Genomic DNA, 19,544 nt, shown 5'->3' with positions numbered 1-19,544 from the left:
ATTCGCATGCACTGAATCGGAATACCGCCTTGCGTTCGGTGGATTTCTCCATAGATTTAGAATCATTCTAATAAGGGCCGACTATGCGATTTCTTTTTCAACGAAAGCACTTTCGGGATTTGTCCGAGCAGGAAGTTCTGGCGCTGGCCATCTCATCCGAAGAAGATGATGCGCGCATCTATCGGGGGTATGCCGAACGGCTCAGGGCAGACTACCCGGGGACAGCAAAGATGTTCGACGGCATGGCCGCAGAAGAAGACACCCATCGCGCCCAGTTAATTGCCCTGCACGAGGAGCGGTTCGGGCCAGTCATTCCGCTGATCCGGAGAGAGCACGTCGCCGGATACTATGCGCGCCGTCCGGTCTGGCTCGTCGAAAATCTGGGGCTGGAGCGTATCCGGGAAGAGGCTGAGATGATGGAACGCGATGCCGAGCGGTTCTATCTAACGGCCGCCAAGTACAGCTCGGACGCGGCTACTCGCAAACTGCTGGGCGATCTGGCCGCGGCGGAAGCAGGACACCAGGCAAGGGCTGCCGATCTGGAAGACACGCATCTAGACGGAGACAGCAGATCCGACGAAGAGGCCACCGCCCACCGGCAATTCATCCTAACATGGGTGCAACCCGGTCTGGCCGGGTTGATGGACGGGTCGGTATCAACGCTGGCCCCGATTTTTGCAACGGCCTTTGCCACACAGGACACTTGGACCACGTTCCTCGTCGGTGTCGCCGCGTCAGTCGGGGCAGGCATCTCGATGGGCTTCACTGAAGCCGCCTCGGACGATGGAGAGCTCTCGGGGCGTGGCTCGCCCGTCAAGCGCGGATTGGCATCCGGGGTCATGACAACCGTAGGGGGGCTGGGACATGCCCTGCCCTATCTGATCCCGGAATTCTGGACGGCTACCATGGTGGCCATTGCCGTTGTGTTTGTCGAATTGTGGGCAATCGCGTGGATCCAGAACCGATACATGGAAACCCCGTTCTTTCGGGCAGCCATGCAAGTTGTGCTCGGCGGATCGCTGGTTCTGGCAGCCGGCGTGTTGATCGGCAGTGGCTAGAACGACACCCTCCGGTTAGGCGCTGGCCGCGTGATCGGACGGCGGCCTCGCTTCCACCATCATCCAAAGGCCGGAGATGCGACGTCCAAATCTCCCCTTGCAGACCGGTCATCTTTTGTTACCAATTTTCGCATGGTCGAGATCTTTCTCAGAACCCTGCCCTTTTTCGCAATCATCGGTCTGGGTTTCTGGGCCGGGCGGTCGAGGTTTTTTTCGGAAGAGGCGACTGCATACCTGACCAAGTTCGTCTTTTTCTTCCCCCTGTCCGCGATGCTGTTTCGGTTTTCGGCAAACCTGCCTTTCGGCGACATTTTCGATCCTCAGCTCATTCTGGCCTATCTCAGCGGCACAGCCGCCGTGTACGGGATAGCGGTGCTTGTCGCTTTCCTGCGAGGCCTTGATACGCCCACCGCAGCAGTCGAGGGGCAATGTGCAGCGATCGGAAATACCGGCTTTCTAGGGTTACCGATGTTGTCGATGCTCTTCGGAGAGGCCGCAATCGGGCCGATCATGCTGGTGCTGGCGGTTGATCTCGTGGTGTTTTCCTCGCTGATCGTCATCCTGATCAACGGTGGCCGCGACGGTCGGCTGACACCGCGGACCTTCAAGCTGATAGGAACGGGGTTGCTCAAGAACCCGATGATCATGTCGATTTCAGCTGGCATGATCTGGTCTGCCCTGTCGGTTCCGATCCCTGGCCCGATGAATGACTTCCTGTCGATACTCGGAGGGGCGGCCACACCCGGTGCGCTGTTCGCCATAGGAGCGTCGCTGGCATCGAAATCCGCCGAACGGCTTCGGATCGCGGTGTGGCTCAGTTTTTGCAAGTTGGCCTTGCACCCCGCGCTTGTTGCGATTGCCGTATTAAGCCTGTTTTCCGTTGATCCATTTTCCGCCACGATAGCCATTTCCGCAGCCGCCCTGCCGGTTGCCGGTAACGTCTACATGCTGGCGGCACATTACCGGGTCGCCCCCCAGCGTGCCTCTGCGGCGATCCTGCTTTCGACTATCGCCAGCATTCTCACACTGCCTCTGGTGATTGCCTGGTTGGGCACTGGATAACTGCCTGACATCGTCCGGATTCAGCCGCTTGGCCCGACCTCGGGCCTTTACGCCCGCACGTGTCAAAGGTAGCGATAGGCATTGGCTACTCAAGGATTGCAGATTATGGAAACCCTATCGGAAAATGCCTGTTTCGAAGGCATTCAAGGTGTCTACCGGCACAACTCGGAAGCCTGCCAGTGCGACATGACGTTCGGGTTGTTTCTTCCCGAAGAAGCCAAGGACGGACCTGTGCCGGTGCTTTGGTATCTTTCGGGGCTGACCTGCACCCACGAAAACGCGATGACCAAAGCCGGGGCGCAGGGTTGGGCCGCCGAACAGGGCATTGCGCTGGTGTTCCCCGATACCTCGCCGCGCGGCGAGGGCGTCGCGGATCACGATGACTACGATCTGGGACAAGGTGCCGGGTTTTATGTCAACGCCACCGAATCTCCGTGGGCACCACACTTTAGGATGTGGGACTATGTCGCCGATGAACTACCCGCCCTGCTGGCCGCACAGTTCGCAATCGACACAGACCGGCAGGCCGTCACCGGGCACTCGATGGGGGGGCACGGTGCGCTGACACTTGCCATGAACCGCCCTGATCAGTTTCGATCTGTTTCAGCATTTGCTCCAATCTCGAACCCCACCGGTTCCGATTGGGGGCGCAAGCAATTGCGCGCCTATCTGGGGGACGACGAGGCAGCCTGGGCACGTCACGACTCAACCATGATGATGCATGAAAAGGGGTTTGACGGCCCGATGCTGATCGATACGGGGACCAATGATCAGTTCATCGACCTGTTGCGACCCGAAACACTGGCACAGGCCATCGCAGAACGCCGCCAGCAGGCGATCAACCGATTGCAGCCGGGGTATGATCATAGCTACTTTTTCGTCTCAAGCTTCATGGAAGATCATGTGAGCTTTCACGCCCAACATCTCTGGGCCTGAGGCGGAAAAATGGCAGTTTTTATCGATGCCGATGCCTGCCCGGTTCGGTCTGAAGCCGAACGTGTCGCCACCCGCCACAGGTTGAAGATGTACGTTGTGTCGAATGGCGGCCTGCGTCCGTCGCAAAACCCGCTTGTGGAAAATGTTATTGTCGCAGCAGGCGCCGACGAAGCCGACAAATGGATCGCGGACCGCTGCGGACTGGGGGATGTAGTGATCACCAGCGATATCCCCCTTGCAGCAAAATGTGTCGAGGCAGGCGCCCGCACATTGCGGCCCACAGGCGAGGTGTTTACCCCGGCCAATATCGGGCAGCAGCTTGCCATGCGGGATTTGATGGCTGACCTGCGAGCAGCATCTCCGCTCGGTGCCGGCGGTGGTGGCAAGGCCTTTACAAAAGCAGACCGCTCTCGTTTTCTGGATTCACTTGAACGGGAAATCAGAGCGGCATCGCGCGAGGCGTAGCGCGCGGATCATTTTAACATCACTCCGGTGCTTTTTATTGGATGGAACCGGGTGCCGGGAGATCTGGACATGCAACCACAGGCCGTAATTTTCGACATCGGCAATGTGCTGATCGAGTGGCAGCCAGAGCGGTACTATGACCGCGTCATCGGCGAAGAAAGACGCCGGGCCATGTTTTCCGAGATTGATCTGCACGGCATGAACGACATGGTCGACCGGGGAAACAATTTCCGGGACACCATCTATGACTGGGCCGAGAAAAGCCCCGAGTGGCGCGACGAGATCCGAATGTGGCACGACAACTGGTTAGAGCTTGCCACCCCTGAAATCCCGCATTCCACCCGCCTGCTACGCGCGCTCAGAACAAAGGGGATCCCGGTATTTGCGCTGACAAACTTCGGGATCGAGAGTTTTGATTTTGCGTCGATGCATTACCCGGTTCTTGCCGAGTTCGACCGCCGATACATCTCGGGGCATATGAAGGTCATCAAACCTGAAGCTGAGATCTATGAAATGGTAGAGGCAGATTGCGGGCTCCCACCGGAGGCGTTGATCTTTACCGACGACCGCATCGACAATATTCGCGCGGCACAGGATCGTGGTTGGCAAACCCATCACTTCCTTGGGCCACAGGGATGGGCGGATTGTTTGGTAAAGGCCCGTCTGCTGACCGAGGAGGAAGCGCGATGACCATACCTTTCATTCCGTTCGAAGCCGGTGAAGCAAACCTCGACTGGCTGGACCTGACCAATGCGCTGGTCGACGGCCACAACCTTCCCAAGGCGGAAATCGGCGATACATTTCTATATCGGGATCCGGATACTTTGCTGTCGCGGGCAGCATGGATCGACGGGCTCGGCGCGGCGGTAAAGACCGCGACCATCTTTCCCGGCAACCCAGAGCGCAACGCTCCGATGATCAACGGAGCCGTCTGCCTCTATGATGATCGCGACGGAACGCTTGCAGCGCTGGTAGACTTCCATCTGGTCACCAAGTGGAAAACCGCAGGAGACAGTTTGCTGGGCGCATTGCGCCTTGCAAACCCCGATAGCCGGGAGATCCTGATTATCGGCGCTGGCACAGTCGGGGGATCTCTTTGCGAAGCTTTTGGCGCGGGTTTTCCGAAGGCCCGGATCCGCGTCTGGAACCGGACCATGCACAAGGCGCGAGAACTCGCCGACTCGATCGCCGGTGTAGAGGCCGCCGACGAACTGGAACCGGCCGTGCGGATGGCGGATATCATTGTCTGCGCGACTATGTCTTCGACACCCATCCTAAAGGGAGAGTGGCTGCGCCCAGGGCAGCACGTGAACCTGATCGGAGCCTATCGCCCGGATATGCGCGAGGCGGATGACGCAACCATGAAACGCTCGAAAATCTATCTCGACAGTTTTGACACTACGGTTGATCATATCGGTGAAATCAAAATTCCGCTGGCCGAAGGAACAATCTCAATGTCGGATCTGCATGCCGACTTCTACGATCTCGCCGGTTTCGCGCCTGATCCGGACGCGATCACCCTCTTTAAGAACGGTGGCGGCGCACATCTTGACCTGATGACCAGCCGCTACATCCTGGATTGCTGGCGAGGCGGGCAATGACTTTCGTGATCCTTCTGATTCTAGTCGCAATCATTGCAATTCCCTATGTGCGGGAATGGCGGCGCAAACCGATGGACGAACGCGCACGGCAGGACTTGCCGGGTGAAATGGTCACGTTGTCACAGGGTAACACCTATTTCCGCTGGCATGGCCCTTTGCGCGGACCGGTTGCCGTCTGCGTGCATGGGCTCTCGACCCCTTCGTTTGTGTGGGATGGCATGGCCGGGGGCTTGTCTGCCATGGGCTATCGGGTTTTGACCTACGACCTGTATGGCCGCGGTTATTCTGACCGCGTGCCGGGCACCCAAGATGCCGCATTCTTTGTGCGTCAACTTGAGGATCTTCTGGAAAGCCAGAAGGTCGGGGATGATATCACCCTCTTTGGTTATTCCATGGGCGGTGCCATCGCCACGAGCTTTGCGTCAACCCATATCGACCGGGTTCGGCACCTGGTCCTTTTGGCACCAAGCGGGGCCAAGTCTTCGCAAGGTCGGATGGTGCGTTTCATCCGTGACACGCCCGTGTTGGGCGACTGGTTGATGCTTGCGCATTTCCCGCGCAAGTATCTGCGCGGAACAGAGGCCGAGCGCGATCTCCCCAGTTCGGTTCCAGGTATCGTCGATCTGCAGCAACGGGAACTGAACTATCGGGGCTACATTGCTGCCATTCTGTCCAGCCTGCGTGGAATCCTGTCGAACGATCTGGAAACGGAACATCGCCATATCCATAGCGAAGGCGTGCCGGTTCTGGCGATCTGGGGCCGCAAGGACGAAGTGATCCCCAAGAGCGCCATAGGAAAACTGTCGGAGTGGAGTCGCGACGCACGGCAAGAGATGATCGACGATGCCGGTCACGGCCTGCCCTACACCCATACGGATCAGATCATGCAAATTCTCGGTCAGCGCCTGCGCGAGGGATTGAATTGATCAGGCAGGCTGGTGGGAATCCCTTTGCCCAAGCGGGTTTTCCCGGATCGGCAGGTGGATGATGGCGCTGAAGGCCCCGACACCGACACCGATCCACCAGACCATCGTGTAGTCGCCATAGATGTCATACATGCGTCCGCCCAGCCAGACCCCTATGAAACTCCCGATCTGGTGGCTCAAAAACACGATACCGTACAGCGTTCCCATGAAGCGCAGGCCGTAGATGTAAGCGACCAGACCCGAAGTCAGTGGCACCGTCGCCAGCCAAAGCGTCCCCATCGCCAGCGAAAAAATGATCACCGAAGTCGGTGTGATCGGAAACACGATGAACACGGCGGTGACGAAGGTGCGAGCCGTGTAAATGCCCGCCAGCAGATACTTCTTGCGAAAGTGCTTTCCGGCCCAGCCCGCCAGCAGGGTACCGGCGATATTGGCCGCTCCGATCAATGAAATCGCGACTGCGCCGAGTGCAGAGGTCGTCGTGATACCCATCGAGTGCAGAACACCCCCTGGCTGGATTGGGCCGCACAGTTCAGTCACAAACGCAGGGAAGTGCGCGGTCAGGAAACCCAGTTGATAGCCACAGCTGAAGAAGCCTAGAAAGATCAGGGTATAGGACGGATCGCGAAAGGTGGTGGCGAGGACCTGACCGAGGCTTTCTTCCAGTTCCTGACGCGACGCGGCCTCGGGCGCACGCATGGCTGGCAGGGTCAGGATCAGCAGCAGGATCGCAATTGCGAACAGGATGAAGGTTTGCTGCCAGCTGAGAAATGTCAGCATCCATTCCGCTGCCGGAGCGCCGACAACCTGCCCGATACTACCCGCCGCGGTCACCAGAGCCAGCGACATTGACCGGTTCTCCTCTGAGGCCGCGCGCCCGACGACCGCAAGCACCACGCCAAAGCCGGTACCCGCAATTCCGAAGCCGACCAGCCAGGCATAGATCTGATGTTCGAGAGGCGTCACGGACCATGCCGTCAGAACCATACCGGCCGCATAGGTAAGCGCACCAAGAACGATGGCTTTGCGGTCTCCGATTTTCTCCGCAATCGCTCCGAAAATAGGTTGCCCTATTCCCCAAGCGAGGTTCTGAATGGCGATGGCCAACGAAAAATCGGTCCTGAGCCAGTCGAGTTCTTCGGCGATCGGGATCTGGAACACCCCGAATGAAGCACGCACTGCGAAACTGACCGCGATGATGATACATCCCACGATCAGAACTGGTGTAAAGAGCCCCGAAGAACGCTGCATATACTCACCTCGCAACTGCAAGAAACCTAAAGGCATTCCCTTGCCAGTCAAATCACAAGATTTGCGGATCTGGTTCACCGTCGTTGATGCGATCCGCTTTTCAACACACCGGATGCAGGGTAAGGCTCGGACATGACTGACCTGCCCACCCTTTATGCCGAACGGGTCGCTGACGGCACATTGAACGAGGATCCCGCACAGCTCGCGGTGCTGCCCGAATTCGAACGGATCCGCGCAGAGCTATCCTCACCGGTCAAGCGCGGTCTGTTCCGCAAGGCTCCGCCCCCGCCAAAGGGACTGTATCTTTGGGGAGGGGTTGGGCGCGGCAAGTCCATGATCATGGACCTGTTCATCGAATCTCTGCGCGACATCCCTTCGCGTCGGGTACATTTTCACGCATTCATGCAAGAGATTCACGCCGGTATGCACGACGCCCGCAGCCGGGGCGTAGAGGATGCGCTGGCGCCGGTCGCGGCAGAGGTCGCCAAGCAGGTCAAGGTTCTGGCCTTTGATGAAATGCAAGTCACCGACATCACTGACGCGATGATCGTCGGGCGGTTATTCGAGGCGCTGTTTGCTGCCGGTGTCGTGGTTGTCACCACCTCAAACCGGGTGCCGGATGATCTCTACAAAGACGGGTTGAACCGACAACTGTTCCTGCCTTTCATAAAGATGATCAAGGAACGTCTGGTGGTGTGGGAACTGGCCAGCCCGACGGACTACCGTCAAGACCGTCTGGAAGGGGCGCGGGTCTATTTCACACCCATCGGCCCGGAAGCCCGCGCCGAAATCCGCCAGGTCTGGCAGGATCTTTCAGGCGGACCGGCAGAGCCGCTAACCCTTCGCGTCAAAGGCCGTGACGTGACCCTGCCAGCCTTTCGAAACGGCGTGGCAAAGGCATCGTTCTACGATCTTTGCGGACACTATCTGGGGCCGGCGGATTATCTTGCCATAGCCGAGAAGGTCAAAGTTCTGGTTCTGGAAGACATTCCCCACCTGTCGCGCAACAACTTCAATGAGGCCAAGCGTTTTGTGACCCTGATCGACGCGCTTTACGAGGCCCGGGTCAGACTGATCTGTTCTGCGGCGGCGGAACCGGAAATGCTCTATGTCGAGGGCGAAGGGTCTTTCGAGTTCGAACGCACTGCGTCACGCCTTCGAGAGATGCAGGACAAGGATTGGGGCCAGTAAAGGATCGTTTTTCGGCCCTAGTAACCTTAGCAAACCCAAGGTCGATAATACTCTGCCGACGGCGGCCACGGGCACTTTTTCAGCCGTTCTCTCGCAGAACAATGCCTGCCAGATAAAGCGAACCACAAATCAGAACCCGCGCATTCGGGTTGCGAGCGGAGATTCCGGCCAAAGCAGCCTCGACACTGGCTGCAACGGAATTCGGAATACCGACCTTCCCTGCCTGTTCCGCGGTTTCCGCAGCGGGCAGAGTATTGACCTCGCCGGGGATCGACACCGCCGAAAGGCTGGCAGCGTGAGGCAACAAAGGTTCCAGATACCCTGAAACATCCTTTGTGTTCATCATACCGCAAATCAGATGCGTTTCCCGTGTCGGCAGACGTGTCAGCGTTTCTGCAAGGCTCGCACCGCAGGCTGCGTTATGCCCGCCATCAAGCCAGAACTCGATGCCTGGTGCCGCTTCGACAAGGGGGCCTTTGCGAAGTCTTTGCATCCGGGCGGGCCACGTTACCTCGGTGACGGCAGCGTGGCAGGCGACCTCTCCGTGGCCTAGAAAACGCAGGGCGGCGATCGCGGCCCCAGCATTCTGAAACTGGTGCGCCCCCATCAAGGCCGGAGGAGGCAGGTCGAGCAAACCGGTTTCATCCTGAAAGACCAGACGCCCGCGTTCTTCCCAAACCTGCCAGTCCTGTCCCTCGACCAGCAACGGAGCCCCGACCTTTTCGGCCCGCGCTTGGATCATCTCCATCGCCTCCGGCGGCTGCCGCGACACCACGCAGGTTACGCCGTGCTTCAGTATACCCGCCTTTTCGGCTGCGATCTCGGCGACGCTATTGCCCAGAAATTGCGGATGGTCGAACGAGACCGGTGTGATGACTGTCAGGGCGGGTCTCTCAACCACATTCGTTGCGTCAAGGCGACCACCCAGCCCGACTTCAAGCAGAGTGTAATCCGCAGGTGTCCGGGAAAATGCCAGCAAGGCGGCACAGGTGGTAATCTCGAAATACGTGATATTGCCACCCGCATTCGACCGGTAGCATTCGTCAAGCACCTCGGTCAGAGCCGGCTCGGAAATCAGCTCACCCGCCAGCCGAATTCTTTCATGGAACCGAGCCAGATGGGGGGACGTATAGGCATGGGCTGATTTTCCATCGCCTTCCAGCCCGGCTCGGATCATCGCCAGCGTTGAGCCTTTGCCATTGGTTCCCGCGATATGAATCACCGGCGGCAACTTGTTCTGGGGATCGCCCAGCGCACTGAGCAATTCCCACACCCGGTCCAAAGTGAGGTCGATAATCTTGGGGTGCAACGCCATCATTCGATCAAGAATGGCGTCGGAAGTCGGGGTATTCATGTTCCGGTTTCGACCTTGCCTGCAGCTTTTTCGTCAGCTGTGGAGCCGGACGGCGCAGGAAGATCGCCACGCACTTGTGGCGGCAGGTTCAACAACATGCGCGTAATGGTTATCAGCTCTTCGCGCATATCGGTGCGCGGTGTGACCCGATCAAGCATGCCGTGATCCAGCAGATATTCAGCGCGCTGGAAGCCGTCGGGCAGTTTTTCGCGAATAGTCTGCTCGATCACCCGTGGGCCGGCAAAGCAGATCAGCGCATTTGGCTCGGAGATATGCACATCGCCCAACATCGCATAGGAGGCGGTCACACCGCCGGTCGTGGGATGGGTCAGGACGACAATGTAGGGCAGCCCGGCCTCTTTCATTATTTGAACCGCCACAGTGGTGCGCGGCATCTGCATCAGGCTGAGGATCCCCTCTTGCATTCTGGCACCGCCCGCGGCGGAAAAAAGGATCAGCGGGCGTTTCAGCTCAACAGCCTTTTCCGCGGCAGCGATAATCGCGTTGCCGACATACATGCCCATTGAACCACCCATAAAGGAAAAATCCTGTGCGGCTGCAACGATTGGCGTGCGCCCGATTTCACCAGTAGCGACCAGCATGGCCTCTTTTTCACCGGTGGTTTTCTGGGCTGTTTTCATGCGGTCCGGGTATTTCTTCTGATCCCGGAACTGCAGGGGGTCCGCAGCTGGTGCGGGAACCTCGACTTCTGAATACACACCGTTGTCAAACAGCCCGTGAAAGCGGTCGCGCGGGGTAATCGCCATGTGATGGCCGCAGCTGGAGCAGACGTTAAGGTTGTCGGTCAACTCGCGGTGAAACAGCATGGTGCCGCACTCATCGCATTTGTGCCAGAGGTTCTCGGGCATTTCCCGGCGCGAGAAGATCGAGTTGATCCGGGGCCGGACATAGTTTGTGATCCAGTTCATGACGGAACCTCTGTTGCAGTGACGTCGCGTTCAGATAAGCCCCTGTGCCGGTAAATGCAATCAGCGGCGCAGGACAACACGCGCAACCAGCCATCCCACGATCATCATCGCGAAATCCACGATCAGCCATTCTCGCAGCCCAACAGTATCCGAAAGGTCGATCGGCAGGATGAAAAGCGACAACCCACTCAGGTTGTCCGGCAGCGAAACGACCAGCAGGGCGACGGCATTGTTGAACAGATGCAGCGCGATCGCCGGGCCGAGCGTGCCCGAGCGGGCCGTCAGATCAGCCGCCAGAAGACCGAACATGCCCGACCACAACGCCACGAGAAGCGCATTATCTCCTGCACTGGCTGGCGCATAGTGACCCAGCGCAAATAAGAGCGACGGCAGGCAGAGCCAGATCAGCGGCGATTGAAACCGTGCGGCGAGACTCTGCTGGAGATATCCTCGAAACAAGATCTCTTCCGCTGCGGTCTGGATCAGAATCACGGACAGCGAGACCGGTAACAACAACAGCCATGTTGACGGGGGCAGATTTTCAACAAGGGGAATTCCCATGTCATAGGGCGGCAGGATCAGTAGCACAGCACCGAGAACAAGCAGAGCGCGAAAAACGCGCCAGAACTGTCTGGCCGTATCCGCAGCTGGCCCCAGAATGCTGAACAGGCTGCGTTTCTGAAGCAGCCGGGTCGCAAGCGCGATTCCGGCGATTACGAATCCGAAACTGGACAGCAGCACAATCATTGCCAACGGAGTCGCCCCCGTCATCAGTTCGTTGGCGAACTGATGCGGCGCCATGCTTCGGATGGCTGCCAAAAGGGTTGTGTTGAAGCCAAACACGACAACAGCAATTGTCACGATCCCCAGAAACAACCGCCAGAGCTCGGGTCGCGGCCTTGCGGGGGCAACCAGCTGCTCGTGGGCAGCATAAGGTCGGTTATGCATCTTGACCTTCCTGCGGCTTGTCAGGCTCGGCTTCTCCAACAATCGGATCTCCCATCGGATTGGTGAACTCTGCGATATTGACGTGGCTATCGCGAAGGAAATCCGCGGCATCGACCAGATGCCCTGCCACTGTTTCCAGCAGGCGAACCGCAACGGTGGCATCGTTTTCAATTACCGCACGGAACTCCTCGGCACCGATTCTCAGGAATCCGCTGTCTTCGAGCGCAATCAGATCCAGTGGGCGCGGATCGCCGGTGATGATCGACAGATCACCAATCAACCGCCCCGGTTCGACAAAGGAAAGCGGAGGATCATCAGGCGCGCTTTCCGGCCAGCGCAGGGCGGATTTTCCTGTCAGGCACAGATAGGCCGCGTCTGCCGGCTGGTTATGCAAAAAAATAACCTGCCCTGCCTTGGCATCATACCATTGCGCCGAGAAAGCCAGCAGACGCTGGTTGCGAGGATCCAGCCGCGAGAACAACTCGGTTGACGCGATGATATCGAGCTTCCGTTTTAGATCCGCCGTACCGGCATGGTCCATACCCGACAGCCGCTCCCGTTCGACCCCGTCAATCCGGCCATCGCGGATCTCGACAAACAAATCATATGCTTCCGGATGTGCAAACTGATCTTCCATGAAGATCATGATGGAATTCGGAAGAAGTTCGCGCAGTTTCTGCCTCGTACGAACACGGCTTTGTGAATCGTGGCTCGCCAGAGCCCGATCAAGGATTAGAATATCGGGCCGTTTGATCGCAGCGCGGCTGAAGGCGGCGCGTTCCTGAAACACCGTTGGCAGGTTGGTCCCACCCAGACCCGCGGGCAGATCGTAAACCACAGCCGCAATCCGACGCCTCATGCCTTGCTCGCTCAGCACTTCTGCGACCAAATCCTCGATTTCGTCGGCACGCGCGCCCGCCATCAACGATACACGCCCATAGATGGCGTTCTCGATCACCGTCAACTGTGGGATGAAAACATCGGGTGAAATCGGAAAGAAAAGCGAACCGCCTTCCTTCAACAATTTGGCGGATTGAGATTTCCGAAACTGAAGGATCTTGTCCTTGTATTCTTCCGGGAAGCTCGGCCCGATCTGTTCGGCAGATAACAGGAAGGGAACAGTCAGCAGCTTTGCCCGGTCCTGTTTGGTCAGGCTGCCGGGCCCATGAGATTCGCGCCGATCAGCAATCTCCACCAGGCTGCGATACATGTCCGGGTCCATTCCCAGCCGACGAAACAAGGGGTGATCGGTGCCATCCCGTCCGAACGCCTGTTTCAGCGTCGATATCACGCCGAGAGAAATCTGAAACGCCTCTTCGGCCAACCCCTGATCGTCCAAAAGTTTAACGAAACGGTCCTCGTCGCTAAAACCGTTTGTCGAAATCTCATGCTTGGTGGATGCGTAGAGCAGGTTTCCGCCAAGCGGCACGGCCGGATTGAACTGATCCGGTTCAAAATGAAAAATCGCCTCGTCCAGACCTTTCTTTTGCAACCGTTCCCTGATTTCCGGGCGCAGGCGGACGATGTCCTTTGCCAGATCCGGATGCAGGGCCATGTCGAAGTGAGACCGCAGCGTACGCCGAAACATGATCTCGTCGGTTCCCATCGCCTGAACAAGTTTGAACCACCAGTCGCGGATTTCTTCTGCATCATCCATCCCCGCAAGATCGAGATCGATCCAGTTTGCTTCGAGCGAGTCTGTGCTGTTACCGGATTTTCGGGCTTCTACGGCGGCCTTGTCCTGCTGCTGTCGCTCCCCGGTCGCATTCTGTGGACGGGTTCGCAGGGGCATAAGCAAGTTATCACCCAGAGCTCCGTCAAACAGGTAAGGGCGTGAGTGAGCATGACCAATGCGCGCCGCAATGACCGCCTGATGGAGATCTGAAAGACGCCGCCCGGATACAAGAACTTCACCCGAGACCGGTAGCACCTCGCGCGTCAGCAATTGCGCCAGCGCAACACGCTCGCCTGCCCGGCTGCTTTGCACCGCAACCCGAGAACCCGGAGGGATGGTCAGGTTGATCTCTTCGAGAACAGTGTTACCGTCCTGATCGCGAACGGTCACGTTTCTCAGCTCGATCGAGCCGTCCAGATGCGGGATTTCAGCGGGTTCGCCGGAAAAGAGGTCTTCTGGAATCATGTGCCTTGGCGCGAAGCGTTCTGTCACCACCTGCCAGCGCAGCGACATGTCCTGCACCTGATTGTAGTAGGTCAGCAGCTCTTTCCACGGTGCCGAAAGATCCTTGTAAGCCCCCAAAGCTGCAACAAGCGCACCAACGGTAATTTCGCCTTTGATCGCCAGATACCCGCCCACGGCGTAAAACAGGAAAGGCGTCATCTGGGTGATAAGGTTGTTCAGGAACTTCATGAAGAATTTCTTCTGGTAGATCCTGTAGCGAATCTCGAACAACCGGCCCAACCGATCTGTTATCTGCGCCAAACGGAACCGCCAGCCGCCATTGGCACGAAGGTCCGAGATCCCGGCCGCGCTTTCGCCGATCTCAGAACTAAGCTTTCTGACTTCGTGAATGCGCTCCTTGTTCAGCAGGTTGATCTGTCGCTGCAGGCGCGGGATCAACCACGCTTGCAGTGGAATCAACGCGACCGATGCCAACCCGAACCAAACGCTCTGCAGAAACAGGAACGACACGATGGTCAACATTTGTCCGGCCTGAAATGCCGGCTGCGCGATCGCGTCCCCCATCAGCCCGCCCATCGGCTCGGCTTCGGATGTTACCATTGACACCAGTTCGCCCTGGCTGGTGGTGTTGAAGTAGGGTTTTGGAAACCGCATCATCCGAGCGATCAACGTGTAGCGCAGGCGTCGGAGCATACGCTCGCTCAACACGCCTTTCATCGTGTTGATCCGCATTTTCATCAACCCGCCGATAAGCACGACCGCCAGAAAGGCAAAGCACAGCAGCATCAGATACTGTACCTGGGTCAATTCGACACCCCACAGGGTCTTTGTGGAATTCACGGCACCGATGGCGTCATTGATGATGCGCTTGGGCAACTCCAGCGAGGCGTAGAGAAACGGGAAGGTCAAAACCGTGAGCAACAGCAGAAAGAACTGCTGGCGCTTGGAATACTTCCAGATGAATGAAAACAGCGTGGGTTCCATACCCAACCGGTCCTCGCAACGTGAAACTTGCCCCGGGCCGGACAAATCGAGCCGACAGGTTCCAAACGGTAAGCACTGGCTGCCGTCAATACAAGGATACCGACTGCGGCGGCGTTCCGACTTGTGCCTTTCAGAACGCGGGGCTATGCCCTTGGAAACGACATTCGGGAGACCAGCAATGCTCAAGCGCCAGTTCGACAAGACCAAACTTCCCAGCCGCCATGTGACCGAGGGCCCCGAACGGGCACCCCACAGGTCCTATTATTATGCGATGGGCATGACCGAAGATGAAATCCATCAGCCTCTGGTCGGTGTGGCAACATGCTGGAACGAAGCCGCACCCTGTAACATTGCTCTGAACCGCCAAGCACAGTCGGTCAAGATGGGTGTCAAGCAAGCCTTTGGCACGCCGCGAGAGTTTACCACCATCACCGTGACTGACGGTATCGCGATGGGACATGAGGGGATGCGTTCCTCGCTTGCCAGCCGCGAGGCGATTGCCGACACCGTCGAACTGACCATGCGCGGACATTGCTATGATGCGCTGGTTGGCCTTGCGGGCTGCGACAAATCGCTGCCTGGCATGATGATGGCCATGGTTCGCCTGAACGTGCCTTCTGTGTTCATCTATGGCGGTTCGATCCTTCCGGGCAAGGCCCCTCAGGTCGAGGAGATCCCCGAAGACTTCCGTTCGCGGGACCTGACCGTGCAGGACATGTTCGAGGCGGTTGGCCGCCATCAGAACGAGCAGATGTCGGACGCCGCGCTTGAGATGCTGGAACGCGTTGCGTGTCCATCGGCAGGCGCGTGCGGCGGTCAGTTCACCGCCAACACCATGGCCTGTGTGTCTGAAGCAATCGGACTGGCATTGATGAATTCGTCTGGCATGCCCGCACCCTATGAAAGCCGGGACCAATATGCCGAGGCATCAGGCCAGGCTGTGATGGATCTGCTTGAAAAGAACATCCGTGCCCGCGACGTGGTTACCCGTAAATCGCTGGAAAACGCTGCACGGGTCGTTGCCTGCACCGGCGGTTCGACCAATGCCGGCCTGCATCTTCCCGCGATTGCACACGAGGCAGGGATCGAGTTCTTCCTCGAAGATGTCTGCGACATTTTCCGTGACACACCCTATTTCGTGGACCTGAAACCCGGCGGTCAGTTCGTGGCCAAGGATCTGTTTGATGCCGGCGGCATCCCGGTCGTTATGAAGGAGCTTCGCAAGGCGGGGCTGATCCACGAGGATTGCATGACAGCAACCGGTCGCAGCATCGGCGAGGAACTTGACCGCATCGACCGCGAAGCCGACGGCCGCGTGATCTACCCGATCGACAATCCGATCACCAAAACCGGTGGCGTTGTCGGCCTGAAAGGCAATCTGGCTCCGCAGGGTGCGATCGTCAAAGTTGCCGGCATGACCGAAGATCAACAGGTCTTTTCGGGGCCGGCTCGTGTGTTCGAATGCGAAGAAGACGCATTTGCCGCCGTCAAGGACCGGGCCTACAAAGAAGGCGAAGTCATCGTGATCCGCAACGAAGGCCCCGCAGGCGGTCCCGGCATGCGCGAGATGCTCGCCACCACTGCCGCGCTCTCAGGGCAGGGCATGGGCAAAAAGGTGGCACTGATCACCGATGGGCGCTTCTCCGGTGCGACCCGGGGGTTCTGCGTTGGTCACGTCGGTCCCGAGGCCGCGCAGGGCGGTCCGATCGCCTTGCTCAAGGATGGCGATATGATCACCATCAACGCAATCTCGGGTGAAATCTCGGTTGACCTCAGCGAAGATGAATTTGCGGCACGCAAGGCGGACTGGAAGGGTCCGCGGGAAACCATCTATGCCTCGGGTGCCTTGTGGAAATACGCTCAGCTTGTCGGCGAAACCTACAAGGGCGCCGTCACACAACCCGGTGGCAAGGCCGAAAAGCACGAATACATGGATCTCTGACCCGGTCTGGCAGGTTCAACATGCAAAGGGGGCGTCGCCCCGACAGACCCGCCGGAGACCTTTCCGGCGGGTTTTTTGCAACCATTTGACCTGAACGAGCAGGTTCATTTGACCGCAACCCTTTTGTTTCATAAGTAGAAACAAAGACGTGCCATCACGCACGCACTCGCGACAGGTCCAAAATGAGCAGCATCCTAGACCGCCTGTTCCATCTCCGAGCTCTGCGCCGCTGGCGGCGGGCCGCGCGATCGGCGGGGCATACAAACCTCTCGCAGCTGCGAGTTCAGCGCAATCAGGCTCGCCAGTTGCGCACTCATTTGGACAAGCTTGTTCATATTGCCGACGGTCGGCTGGCACTTCCTATGATCGGGTCATCGTTCTTTCCACGGCCACACGGAACCGACTGGTCGTGGCGACCGGAACTGTGGCGCGGGCCTCTGGCCCGCCCGGGTATCAGCTCTGCCCCAACCAAGTCCATGCTAGGATCCGAGGTGACCCTGTTCCACGACTGCGATTTCTCGGAACTCACCTTGCGCCAGTTGCGCAATACCCACGAAGAGGATCTGGCTCCATACGGCCTTCGGCTCGACGTGTTCAAGTTTGACGGCAGCTTTCTTTCTTTGGTGATCGACCTGCCTGCGGAAGCGGCAGCGGGTCTTACCCGTCAGCATCTTCTGCGGTTGAACACGATCATTGAAACCGAAAAACCACTGGAGATTTTTGCCCGTCTGAACATTCGTCATGGCCCGAACACCGAACAGATCGTTCTGGAACTGCCGTTGGACGCCAAGGACATCATGGTCGAGTTTGATCTTGCCTATTCGCGTCTGAACGAAAAGCGGATCGAAAAGGCCTGGCTCGACCTGATTTTTGAAGCACCGGAAATGAATCAGGTGATCCTGAGGGATGTCACCTTTGCCCGCCACCGCCGCGCGGCACTCTAGGAGGAGCTGGGATGAGCGAACTCACCGTTACGAAAATCCGTCTGCGCAACGGCATCTGGGAAGGCCGGATAACAGGTGCTGGCAATTCCGGAAAGCGGCCCGGGATCCGGGTCACCCATCAGGACAAGCCTGTCGAGGGCGTCGAAATGACCGAGGCCGATTCCGTCGGGGAATGGACCCTGACAGTGCCGGTTCCGTCCCATGCTGTCGCCGATGGCGTTCAGACATTTTTGATATTTGATGGGGAAACGGATACCAAACTGGCGGATTTTTCACTGATTGCCGGAGAGGCACTCGCAGATGACCTGCGAGCCGAGGTTGAGCTTTTGCGGTCGGAGCTGGATATGCTCAAACGCGCGTTCCGCCGCCATTGCTTGGAGACTGCCTGATCATGCGGATACCCGATCAGCCCTGACCAGAAACAGAAAACGGCCCGCGAACTCGCGAGCCGTCAAAATCAATCAGTTCGAAATTTGTTTCACTCGGTTGGGCCCAGTGCCGACAATCCCTTGAGAATGTCGATGGCGTAAGCGAGCTGGTAGTCTTCTTCGCGAAGCTCAGCAGCGGCTTCTGCCTTGGCGCGATCTTCCTCGATCTGGCGCGCCTCATCTTCCGAAAGGCTGTCATTGTTCAGGCTGCCCCGCAGATCGGCCTCGGAACGCGTCCGGCGGCCGTTGTCCTCCTCTTCCTCGGTCGGAGGCTGTCGGCGCGGTTGTTCGACAACGATATCGGGGCTGACACCGAGTGCCTGAATCGAGCGGCCAGACGGCGTATAGTAGCGCGCCGTGGTCAGGCGCATGGCGCCATCTCCACGTAGCGGCATAACCGTCTGAACCGATCCTTTGCCAAAACTCTTGGTTCCAACAACGATCGCCCTGCGATGATCCTGAAGTGCCCCGGCGACGATCTCGGACGCGGATGCGGACCCTCCGTTGATCAACACAACGATGGGTTTTCCTCCGGCCAAGTCCCCCTCCTCAGCGTTGAACCGTTCGCCATCCTCCGGCAGGCGCCCACGGGTCGAGACGATTTCGCCCTTTTCGAGAAAGCTGTCAGCAACCTGAATTGCCTGGGTCAGCAGTCCTCCGGGGTTGTTTCGCAGATCCAGCACAATGCCGTTGACCTTGTCCATGCCGCCCGCTTCTTCGACCTGCTCTTCGAAACCTGCAATGAGGTTCGGCGTGGTTTGATCATTAAATGTTGTCACACGCAGCACCACGCTGTCTCCGACGGTGCGCGCCCGCACTGCGGTCAACTTGATGGTGTCGCGGATGATGGAAACGTCGAACGGTTCAGCCTCGCCTTCACGCACGACGGTAATCACAATCTCAGACCCGACGGGGCCGCGCATCAGGTCCACCGCCGAGTCCAGCGTCAGACCCAGCACACTTTCGCCGTCAACATGGGTAATGAAATCGCCGGCCTCGATCCCGGCTTCGTCTGCAGGCGTTCCGTCGATGGGGGAGACAACTTTGACGAAGCCTTCCTCTTGGGTGACCTCGATCCCGAGCCCGCCAAACTCACCCCGGGTCTGAACCCGCATTTGGGCAGCATCTTCGGGGGATAGATAACTGGAATGCGGATCCAGCGACGTCAGCATCCCGTCAATCGCGGCCTCGATCAGTTCGGCTTCGTCGACTTCTTCTACGTATTGAATGCGAATCCGCTCGAAGATGTCACCAAACAGGTCCAGCTGTTCGTAAACGCTGGAGCTGCGCACGGATTCCTCCGCCACCAGCGGACCTGCAAACTGCGTGGTTGCCACGACCCCGGCCACCGTACCGCCCACCGCGGCCATCACGAATTTTTTCAT

At 58.3% G+C, this 19,544-nt stretch carries 17 protein-coding genes; 11 read left to right on the top strand and 6 right to left on the bottom strand.

The genetic code is table 11. From position 1 onward, the window contains the following. Positions 1-83: 83 nt before the first annotated feature. From mbfA to ACP15U_RS07435, 7 genes are all read left to right on the top strand, one after another. Entirely contained in the window at positions 84-1,058 is a 975-nt protein-coding gene (gene mbfA, locus ACP15U_RS07465; protein ID WP_425044523.1) for an iron exporter MbfA, read from the top strand. Positions 1,059-1,190: 132 nt separating this feature from the next. Further along, positions 1,191-2,120 (top strand): AEC family transporter, encoded by a 930-nt coding sequence (locus ACP15U_RS07460; protein WP_425044668.1) that lies wholly within the window; start codon positions 1,191-1,193, stop codon positions 2,118-2,120. A gap of 105 nt (positions 2,121-2,225) precedes the next feature. Beyond that, positions 2,226-3,056, top strand: a complete 831-nt coding sequence (gene fghA, locus ACP15U_RS07455; protein WP_425044522.1) for an S-formylglutathione hydrolase — start codon at positions 2,226-2,228, stop codon at positions 3,054-3,056. A 9-nt stretch (positions 3,057-3,065) separates the two neighbouring features. Next, a complete protein-coding gene (locus ACP15U_RS07450) occupies positions 3,066-3,521 on the top strand; it encodes a YaiI/YqxD family protein (protein ID WP_425044521.1) in 456 nt (151 codons plus the stop codon). Between the two features lie 69 nt (positions 3,522-3,590). Beyond that, positions 3,591-4,211, top strand: a complete 621-nt coding sequence (locus ACP15U_RS07445) for an HAD family hydrolase (protein ID WP_425044520.1) — start codon at positions 3,591-3,593, stop codon at positions 4,209-4,211. Then, on the top strand, positions 4,208-5,122 hold the full coding sequence (locus tag ACP15U_RS07440) for an ornithine cyclodeaminase family protein (RefSeq protein ID WP_425044519.1): 915 nt from the start codon (positions 4,208-4,210) through the stop codon (positions 5,120-5,122). Before ACP15U_RS07445 ends, ACP15U_RS07440 begins: the two co-directional genes overlap by 4 nt. Next, positions 5,119-6,048, top strand: a complete 930-nt coding sequence (locus ACP15U_RS07435) for an alpha/beta fold hydrolase (RefSeq protein WP_425044518.1) — start codon at positions 5,119-5,121, stop codon at positions 6,046-6,048. The genes ACP15U_RS07440 and ACP15U_RS07435 overlap by 4 nt, the downstream gene beginning before the upstream one ends. On the opposite strand, the gene ACP15U_RS07430 is transcribed toward ACP15U_RS07435, so the two are convergent. Then, positions 6,049-7,299 (bottom strand): MFS transporter, encoded by a 1,251-nt coding sequence (locus ACP15U_RS07430; RefSeq protein WP_425044517.1) that lies wholly within the window; start codon positions 7,297-7,299, stop codon positions 6,049-6,051. 132 nt (positions 7,300-7,431) lie between these two features. Between ACP15U_RS07430 and zapE the strand changes: the two genes are divergently transcribed. Next, a complete protein-coding gene (gene zapE / locus ACP15U_RS07425) occupies positions 7,432-8,490 on the top strand; it encodes a cell division protein ZapE (RefSeq protein WP_425044516.1) in 1,059 nt (352 codons plus the stop codon). 79 nt (positions 8,491-8,569) lie between these two features. Here the strand turns inward: zapE and ACP15U_RS07420 are convergent, their stop codons facing one another. Genes ACP15U_RS07420 through ACP15U_RS07405 form a run of 4 tightly spaced genes read right to left on the bottom strand, consistent with a single transcriptional unit; the run spans position 8,570 to position 14,845 of the window. Beyond that, positions 8,570-9,844, bottom strand: coding sequence for a bifunctional folylpolyglutamate synthase/dihydrofolate synthase (locus ACP15U_RS07420; protein ID WP_425044515.1), 1,275 nt, complete (start codon positions 9,842-9,844; stop codon positions 8,570-8,572). Continuing rightward, on the bottom strand, positions 9,841-10,773 hold the full coding sequence (gene accD, locus ACP15U_RS07415; protein WP_425044514.1) for an acetyl-CoA carboxylase, carboxyltransferase subunit beta: 933 nt from the start codon (positions 10,771-10,773) through the stop codon (positions 9,841-9,843). The genes ACP15U_RS07420 and accD overlap by 4 nt, the downstream gene beginning before the upstream one ends. 60 nt (positions 10,774-10,833) lie before the next feature. After that, positions 10,834-11,721 carry a lysostaphin resistance A-like protein gene (locus ACP15U_RS07410; RefSeq protein WP_425044513.1) on the bottom strand — a complete coding sequence of 296 codons (888 nt, stop codon included), beginning with the start codon at positions 11,719-11,721 and terminating at the stop codon, positions 10,834-10,836. Continuing rightward, positions 11,714-14,845: an ABC transporter transmembrane domain-containing protein gene (locus tag ACP15U_RS07405; RefSeq protein ID WP_425044512.1), complete on the bottom strand. Its 3,132-nt coding sequence runs from the start codon at positions 14,843-14,845 to the stop codon at positions 11,714-11,716. Before ACP15U_RS07405 ends, ACP15U_RS07410 begins: the two co-directional genes overlap by 8 nt. 178 nt (positions 14,846-15,023) lie before the next feature. Here ACP15U_RS07405 and ilvD point away from each other — a divergent pair, with 178 nt between their 5' ends. The 3 genes from ilvD (at position 15,024) to ACP15U_RS07390 (ending at position 18,120) form a co-directional block, all read left to right on the top strand. Next, the gene (gene ilvD, locus ACP15U_RS07400; protein WP_425044511.1) at positions 15,024-16,787 is read left to right on the top strand and encodes a dihydroxy-acid dehydratase; all 1,764 of its coding nucleotides are present in this window, start codon (positions 15,024-15,026) and stop codon (positions 16,785-16,787) included. Positions 16,788-16,969: 182 nt separating this feature from the next. Continuing rightward, positions 16,970-17,731: a DUF6478 family protein gene (locus tag ACP15U_RS07395; RefSeq protein WP_425044510.1), complete on the top strand. Its 762-nt coding sequence runs from the start codon at positions 16,970-16,972 to the stop codon at positions 17,729-17,731. 11 nt (positions 17,732-17,742) lie between these two features. Further along, complete coding sequence (locus ACP15U_RS07390; RefSeq protein ID WP_425044509.1) at positions 17,743-18,120, top strand: hypothetical protein; 378 nt, start codon at positions 17,743-17,745, stop codon at positions 18,118-18,120. An 89-nt stretch (positions 18,121-18,209) separates the two neighbouring features. Here ACP15U_RS07390 and ACP15U_RS07385 read toward each other — a convergent pair whose 3' ends face one another. Continuing rightward, a complete protein-coding gene (locus ACP15U_RS07385; RefSeq protein WP_425044508.1) occupies positions 18,210-19,544 on the bottom strand; it encodes a S41 family peptidase in 1,335 nt (444 codons plus the stop codon).

The organism is Primorskyibacter sp. S87, assembly GCF_049801055.1.
GTDB lineage: Bacteria > Pseudomonadota > Alphaproteobacteria > Rhodobacterales > Rhodobacteraceae > JBNAGF01.
Note: the sequence above shows the minus strand (reverse complement) of the source record. Positions and strands in the feature narration are given on the sequence as shown.

What these genes read in the sequence shown, in the direction of transcription:
- ACP15U_RS07450 (WP_425044521.1), top strand. Translation starts at nt 3,066, where the DNA reads ATGGCAGTTTTTATCGATGCCGATGCCTGCCCGGTTCGGTCTGAAGCC.
- fghA (WP_425044522.1), top strand. Translation starts at nt 2,226, where the DNA reads ATGGAAACCCTATCGGAAAATGCCTGTTTCGAAGGCATTCAAGGTGTC.
- ACP15U_RS07405 (WP_425044512.1), bottom strand. Translation starts at nt 14,845, where the DNA reads ATGGAACCCACGCTGTTTTCATTCATCTGGAAGTATTCCAAGCGCCAG.
- ilvD (WP_425044511.1), top strand. Translation starts at nt 15,024, where the DNA reads ATGCTCAAGCGCCAGTTCGACAAGACCAAACTTCCCAGCCGCCATGTG.
- ACP15U_RS07460 (WP_425044668.1), top strand. Translation starts at nt 1,191, where the DNA reads ATGGTCGAGATCTTTCTCAGAACCCTGCCCTTTTTCGCAATCATCGGT.
- zapE (WP_425044516.1), top strand. Translation starts at nt 7,432, where the DNA reads ATGACTGACCTGCCCACCCTTTATGCCGAACGGGTCGCTGACGGCACA.
- mbfA (WP_425044523.1), top strand. Translation starts at nt 84, where the DNA reads ATGCGATTTCTTTTTCAACGAAAGCACTTTCGGGATTTGTCCGAGCAG.
- ACP15U_RS07445 (WP_425044520.1), top strand. Translation starts at nt 3,591, where the DNA reads ATGCAACCACAGGCCGTAATTTTCGACATCGGCAATGTGCTGATCGAG.
- ACP15U_RS07390 (WP_425044509.1), top strand. Translation starts at nt 17,743, where the DNA reads ATGAGCGAACTCACCGTTACGAAAATCCGTCTGCGCAACGGCATCTGG.
- accD (WP_425044514.1), bottom strand. Translation starts at nt 10,773, where the DNA reads ATGAACTGGATCACAAACTATGTCCGGCCCCGGATCAACTCGATCTTC.
- ACP15U_RS07435 (WP_425044518.1), top strand. Translation starts at nt 5,119, where the DNA reads ATGACTTTCGTGATCCTTCTGATTCTAGTCGCAATCATTGCAATTCCC.
- ACP15U_RS07410 (WP_425044513.1), bottom strand. Translation starts at nt 11,721, where the DNA reads ATGCATAACCGACCTTATGCTGCCCACGAGCAGCTGGTTGCCCCCGCA.
- ACP15U_RS07385 (WP_425044508.1), bottom strand. Translation starts at nt 19,544, where the DNA reads ATGAAAAAATTCGTGATGGCCGCGGTGGGCGGTACGGTGGCCGGGGTC.
- ACP15U_RS07440 (WP_425044519.1), top strand. Translation starts at nt 4,208, where the DNA reads ATGACCATACCTTTCATTCCGTTCGAAGCCGGTGAAGCAAACCTCGAC.
- ACP15U_RS07430 (WP_425044517.1), bottom strand. Translation starts at nt 7,299, where the DNA reads ATGCAGCGTTCTTCGGGGCTCTTTACACCAGTTCTGATCGTGGGATGT.
- ACP15U_RS07395 (WP_425044510.1), top strand. Translation starts at nt 16,970, where the DNA reads ATGAGCAGCATCCTAGACCGCCTGTTCCATCTCCGAGCTCTGCGCCGC.
- ACP15U_RS07420 (WP_425044515.1), bottom strand. Translation starts at nt 9,844, where the DNA reads ATGAATACCCCGACTTCCGACGCCATTCTTGATCGAATGATGGCGTTG.